Below are 5,722 nucleotides of genomic sequence, written 5' to 3' on the forward strand. Positions count from 1 at the left end.
CCGCGGGCACCGCCCCTGTCCTTGGCGCTGCCGCCCCTACAGGTACAGGCCCGCGTCCACGCCCCGTTCCTGTGCCGGGACGGACGCCGGTCCCGCGCCCCGCCGGAGCGCGTACAGCTCCGCGAGCGTCGTGCCGTCCCGGCCGATGCCCTCGTCGCTGCCCAGCCACGCCGACGATTCGGCGCGGGTCAGCGGGCCGACCTCGATCCGGGCCAGGCAGCGGCCCGGGCGCACCACGGCGGGGTGCAGCCGCTCCAGGTCCTCATTGGTGGTGACGCCCACCAGGACATTGCGGCCCTGGCCCAGCAGCCCGTCCGTGAGGTTCAGCAGCCGCGACAGTGCCTGTCCCGCGGTGTGCTTGGCCTCGCCGCGGATCAGCTCGTCGCAGTCCTCCAGCAGCAGCAGCCGCCAGCGGCCCTTCGCCGAACCGTCGTCCTCGCCGATCGCGATGTCCATCAGATAGCCGACGTCGTTGAACAGCCGCTCCGGGTCGAGTACGCAGTCCACCTGGCACCAGTCGCGCCAGGACCTGGCCAGGGTGCGCAGCGCCGATGTCTTCCCGGTGCCCGGAGGGCCGTGCAGCAGGAGCAGCCGGCCCGAGATGTCGTCCGGGGTCACCTTCATCAGGCCGTCCAGCGCATCGGCCACCGGCGCCGTGTAGTTGGCCCGCACCTCTTCCCAGGTGCCGGCCGCGATCTGCCGGGTGGTGCGGTGCGGACCGCGGCGCGGGGAGACGTACCAGAACCCCATGGCGACGTTCTCGGGCTGCGGTTCGGGCTCGTCCTGCGCGTCGTCCGTCGACTGCTTGAGCACCTCCGCCGCCAGCTCCTCGCTGACCGCGGTGACCGTGACATCGGCGCCGCGGTTCCAGCGCGAGACGAGCAGCGTCCATCCCTCGCCCTCGGCGAGCGTCGCGCTGCGGTCGTCGTCCCGGGCCGCCCGCAGCACGGTCGCACCGGGGGGCAGCAGCGTGAGCCCCTTCTTGACGCGGTCGATCGACGAACTGTGCGAGTACGGCTGCTCGCCCGTGGCGAATCGGCCGAGGAACAGGGCGTCCACGACATCGGACGGCGAATCGCTGTCGTCGACGTTGAGCCGGATCGGCAGGGCTGCCTCAGGGTTTGCGGACATGCGCCCATGATCCGGCACGGGGGCGGCCCGCGCACGCCCTTTCTGTCACGCGTTCTCCCCGGATCTGTCACCTCTTCTCCCCGGATGGGACCGGCGTACGCCCGTCCGGCCGACTGACGCCTTGTCACCGATGGGGTGAATCAGGGCTGTTCGCACCCCGTACGGCCGGGCGCCGGGCTTCACTGGCCGTCAGATGACCGGAGGCCGTCGATGCACCGAATACTTGGCATGCACACTTCCAGAATGTGGCCGTGAGCTGGTACGACAGACGTGGCGGAAATCCCGCTCAAGGAGGTTCCATGAAATTGTCCAGATTTGCGACTTTCTCATCCTCTGTTCTGCTCGCCGTCGGACTCGCCCTCACCGGGGCGGGCGCGGCTCAGGCCGCCCAACCGGCCGCATCCACCGGCTATGTGGCCCTCGGTGACTCGTACTCGGCCGGTGTCGGGTCCGGCAGTTACGACAGCTCCAGCGGGGACTGCAAACGCAGCAGCCTCGCGTACCCGAAACTGTGGGCGGCCGCCCACTCGCCCTCGTCGTTCGCCTTCGTCGCCTGCTCCGGCGCTCGTACGGGTGACGTTCTCTCCAGCCAGCTCTCCGCGCTGAGCTCCTCGACCGGCCTGGTCTCCCTCACCATCGGGGGCAACGACGCCGGCTTCGCCGACACCATGACCACCTGTGTGCTGAAGTCCGAGGCGACCTGTCTCGCGGCCCTCGCGACAGCCAACACCTATATCGACTCGACGCTGCCCGGCCTGCTGGACAAGGTCTACTCGGCGATCACCGCCAAGTCCCCGTCCGCGCACGTGGTCGTGCTCGGCTATCCGCGCTTCTACCAGCTCAACGGCAGCTGCATCGCCGGACTGAGCGAGACCGAGCGTGCCGCGATCAACTCGGCGTCCGACCATCTCAACGCGGTGACCGCCAAGCGCGCCGCCGACCACGGCTTCGCCTTCGGCGATGTCACCTCCGCCTTCTCCGGACACGAGATCTGCTCGTCCGACAGCTGGTTGCACAGCGTGAACATCCTCGATCTGACCGAGTCCTACCACCCCACGGCAGCCGGCCAGTCCGGCGGCTATCTGCCCGTGCTCACCGCACAGGACTGACACCCGTCACCGGGGGGAGGAGGCCCTGTACCAGGGACTCCGTCCGGTTCGGTTCCGGCCCTGTCGGGGCGGAACCGAACCGGCCAACTCTCCCTGGAACCAGATATATTCGGAGAGTTACCGTCAACCTCCGTATGGCAGAGGTGAATCCGGCGCCCGGGATACACGGGTGCCTCCCGGGGGCGATAGGGTTACTGTGCCCCGGGCCGGGTGCCCTCGTACGGGTGGGGAGTGACATGGAACAGATAACAGTGCGCAGCAGGCCACGAGTGCCTGCGATCACGTGCGGAAGCGGTGCGACCAGTTCGCGCCTCGACCGCCATCTCTCGGTGCTCGGCGGCCCTGTGGTCCCGCAGCGCGAGTCGGCAGAGGCGACGTCCCTGATGCGTGAGCTCACCTCGCGCGACGTCGCACACTCCAGGACGGGCAGGGGCGCGCGGGTGAAGCTCTTCGCCCCGCTGCGACGGCTGCGCCGCTCGCTTTTCGGCAGCCGCGGCTGAAGCTTCCGAACCGGAACTACCGAGACAACCGATCCACGATCGGGCGACCACACCGTCCCGGTGCGGCGCTGCTCACGTCCCGCCCGTCATTCCCGGGGCGCACGGTGGCGCGTCGGTGTGTTCGCCGGCTCCGGGCGACCCGGCCCCGCCGCCTCTCGTGACGAGTCACTTCAGTACGAGCCATTTCAGTTCGAGGCATTCCAGTACGGGGCATTCCAGTACGGGGCATTCCAGTACGAGGCATTCCACTTGGCGCGAGCGCGCTCCGCGGCGGCCGCTGACCCCGTACAGCCCTCGCCCGCTCACACCAGAGCGAACTGGCCCTCAGGCCCCTCCTCGTGGTGGTCGAGCACCGAAGCGGGGCGGCGGGCCGCCGCAGATACCGGCAGGACACCCGCCGCTTCCAGTTCGGCCCGCCCGATACGTGGGCCCGCCGCCAGTTTCCGGTGCAACTCCCGCAGGGCGGGCCGCAGTCCGGCCAGCAGAGCCAGCACGGTGATCAGTTCGAGCAGTTCGGAGTTCCACTCCGGAAGCCAGCCGGCCGGCCGCAGCGCCTCCAATGTGCCGGGCTCCGCCGGAGCGGTCCTGCGCCCGAACCAGAGGTCGAGCACCCGGACACCGCCCACCGTGAAGTCCCACGCCCCGGCGGGCACCGGTGCGATACGCCCGGTGCCGAGCAGCAGGGCCTCCTCATCGGGGTCGTACGTGAGCGTCTCCGGCCGGGGCGGGACAGCGGCCCGCACATAGGGGCGGCGGCCGCCGGGCAGCCGGGGCCGGTCACCGCCGCGCGCCCCGCGCAGCTGGATCCGCAGCAGCTCCCGCCCCAGCTCGGCCCCGGACGACCACAGCCCGGGGTCGGCGGTCAGCGGTACGGCGCATCCGCCGGGCGCGGGGCCGGACGCGGCCACCGCCCAGGCGAGTATCTGTTCGGCGGTGGCCTCCTGCCCGTACCGGGCGGTGAGCAGCTCGGGCAGCCCCGGCGCGATGTTCGGCTCGGCGCCACCGGGCCTGCGGTACAGCGGTCTGACCCGGCCGGCACGGCCCGCGGGGGAGCGGCCGTCCGGGAGGACGGCGGAGACCAGCAGCGCGGGACCCGAGTCGTCCGCGGCGCCCGCCTGTCCGACGGCGAACAGCTGTCGCTCGTCGGCGACCCGCCACAGCTCCGGGCGGGCGGCGTCCAGCAGCCGGTGGTCCGGGATCAGCCACTGTTCGTCGAACGGGCCGCACCCGAGCCGTACCGGGGCGGGACACGGGCCCGACTCACGGCTGAAGCGGCCCGTCCCGCTGGGCTGTCCCGGCAGCGCCGGTACGGAACTCTCCGGTGTCCTCGCCCTGGTGGGACGGAAAAGCCGCTCACGGCCGGGCCCGTCGGCCCGGAGCAGGGCGTCCCAGCGCGCCTTGAGCGAACGCGCGTCGGGCGCCACCACCCAGTCGCGCCCCAGCCGGGGGGACTCCACCGACCAGGGCATCAGATCGTCGAGCAGCGGAGCGTCATCGGTCACGCTCCGCATGCTAGGGCTTTCCGTTCCGATCGGGCAGGACTCTACTTTCTGACCACCAGCAGGACGATCGCCGCGATGACGATCAGCGCCGCCACCACCGCGGCGGCGATCTTGCCCTTGCTGTACGGGCGTTCGCCGATGACCTCGGCGGTCCGTGCGTTGACCATGACCTGCCAGCTCCTGCCCGCGTAGAGATACGTCAGGAACCACACGGGCAGCAGCATCAGCTTGAAGGTGAGCCCGGAGTACTGGGTGTCCACCGAGTGCACCCGCTGCTCGTCCCCGCCGATGTCGGACTTGCAGTCGCGGGTGATGACGTCGGCCATCCGCTCCTTGGCCGTCACCAGCCCGTCCTCGGGCTCCACGTCGTACCGCACGGTCTGGAAACCGGCCAGGTACTCCGGCTGGAAGGGCTTGGCCTGCTCCAGCGGCCAGGGCGTCAGCTTGTCCAGCTGCTTCTCGGCCACATGGCTGGTCCCCGCGACCAGCACATCGTCGAAGTCACGGCTGACCGTCCCGGAGGCCGGGAACCAGCGGGTGCGGCGCACCTGGCGGGTCTTGGTGACGGTCTGGCCGTTCTCCTCCGTGGTGTACGTCTCGGTCACGTAGTAGTACTGACCGCGCTGCCCGCGGTAGTGGGAGACCGTCCCCGCGTCATACGTCCAGTGCGGCAGATAGCTGCCCTTGAACGTCTCCGCCTCGCTGACCTTCTTGAGGCTGGAGGGGGCGAACCAGCGGGACGACGTCCACTTGCGCAGCGCCTCACGGGCGTTGTTGCGGTCCAGACCGAAGGGGACGACCGCCTCAGGTGCCACCCGCTCGGTGGCGTCCGGCTCCGCGATCAGCGCGGTCGCACAGAACTGGCAGCGGGCGGAGAGGTCGTCGGTCTCGGTGTGCGCGGCGCAGCCGGGGCAGACATAGGTCCGCACACCGGCGGGCGCGGTGCCCCGCGGCTTGGCGGGCAGCGAGGCCAGCTCGTCCCAGCTGTGCTCGCGCACCTGGCGGGGCACCTCGGCGACCGCCTGCTCCTGGCCGCAGTACGGGCAGCGCAGCGCGCCCGAGCCCGGCGCGAACTCCACGGTGGCGCCGCACGCCTGGCACGGGTAGGAGAGGGAAGCGGATGCGGGAGCTGCGGCCGCGGCGCCCTGGTCGGCGCCGGGTCCTGTGGGGCCGCCGGTGTACTGATCGTCGGTCGTCATCGTCGCCCGGCCTCAGCCCTGCGGCGGGAGCGGCGGCGGAACGGACCCGAAGAGTCCGCTGATCCCGGGCACCTGGTCGGCGGCGAGCCAGCCCGCCATTCCGTCCTTCCAGACGAGCGTCTCGCGCGTCAGCGTGCCCGCGCCGACCAGGCCATTCAGCGCGGAGCCGTCGTACGGCCCCTGCTGGGCGCCGTTGACCCCGATGAACCACTGCTCCTGCGTGGGCAACGGCGGCGGGCCCGCCGCCGGAGCGGGGGCCGCGGGCGCGGCGGCCGGTGCGG

Annotated in this window: 6 protein-coding genes; 2 read left to right on the top strand and 4 right to left on the bottom strand. The window is 71.3% G+C overall.

The window, feature by feature from the left end:
• Positions 1–36: 36 nt before the first annotated feature.
• Positions 37–1,131, bottom strand: a complete 1,095-nt coding sequence (locus tag G3I19_RS33865) for a DUF5925 domain-containing protein (RefSeq protein WP_164267537.1) — start codon at positions 1,129–1,131, stop codon at positions 37–39.
• A 299-nt stretch (positions 1,132–1,430) separates the two neighbouring features.
• On the opposite strand from G3I19_RS33865, the gene G3I19_RS33870 reads away from it, so the two are divergent.
• Positions 1,431–2,240 carry an SGNH/GDSL hydrolase family protein gene (locus G3I19_RS33870; protein WP_164267538.1) on the top strand — a complete coding sequence of 270 codons (810 nt, stop codon included), beginning with the start codon at positions 1,431–1,433 and terminating at the stop codon, positions 2,238–2,240.
• Positions 2,241–2,476: 236 nt separating this feature from the next.
• Positions 2,477–2,740, top strand: a complete 264-nt coding sequence (locus G3I19_RS33875; RefSeq protein WP_164267539.1) for a hypothetical protein — start codon at positions 2,477–2,479, stop codon at positions 2,738–2,740.
• A 302-nt stretch (positions 2,741–3,042) separates the two neighbouring features.
• Here the strand turns inward: G3I19_RS33875 and G3I19_RS33880 are convergent, their stop codons facing one another.
• From G3I19_RS33880 to G3I19_RS33890, 3 genes are all read right to left on the bottom strand, one after another.
• Positions 3,043–4,251, bottom strand: coding sequence for a type ISP restriction/modification enzyme (locus G3I19_RS33880; RefSeq protein ID WP_164267540.1), 1,209 nt, complete (start codon positions 4,249–4,251; stop codon positions 3,043–3,045).
• Positions 4,252–4,283: 32 nt separating this feature from the next.
• Complete coding sequence (locus G3I19_RS33885; protein WP_239075012.1) at positions 4,284–5,441, bottom strand: hypothetical protein; 1,158 nt, start codon at positions 5,439–5,441, stop codon at positions 4,284–4,286.
• 12 nt (positions 5,442–5,453) lie between these two features.
• On the bottom strand, positions 5,454–5,722 hold a 269-nt coding region (locus G3I19_RS33890), incomplete at its 5' end, for a DUF4339 domain-containing protein (protein ID WP_164267541.1).

Origin of the sequence: Streptomyces sp. SID10853 (genome assembly GCF_010548145.1) — a bacterium.
Classification (GTDB): Bacteria; Actinomycetota; Actinomycetes; order Streptomycetales; family Streptomycetaceae; genus Streptomyces.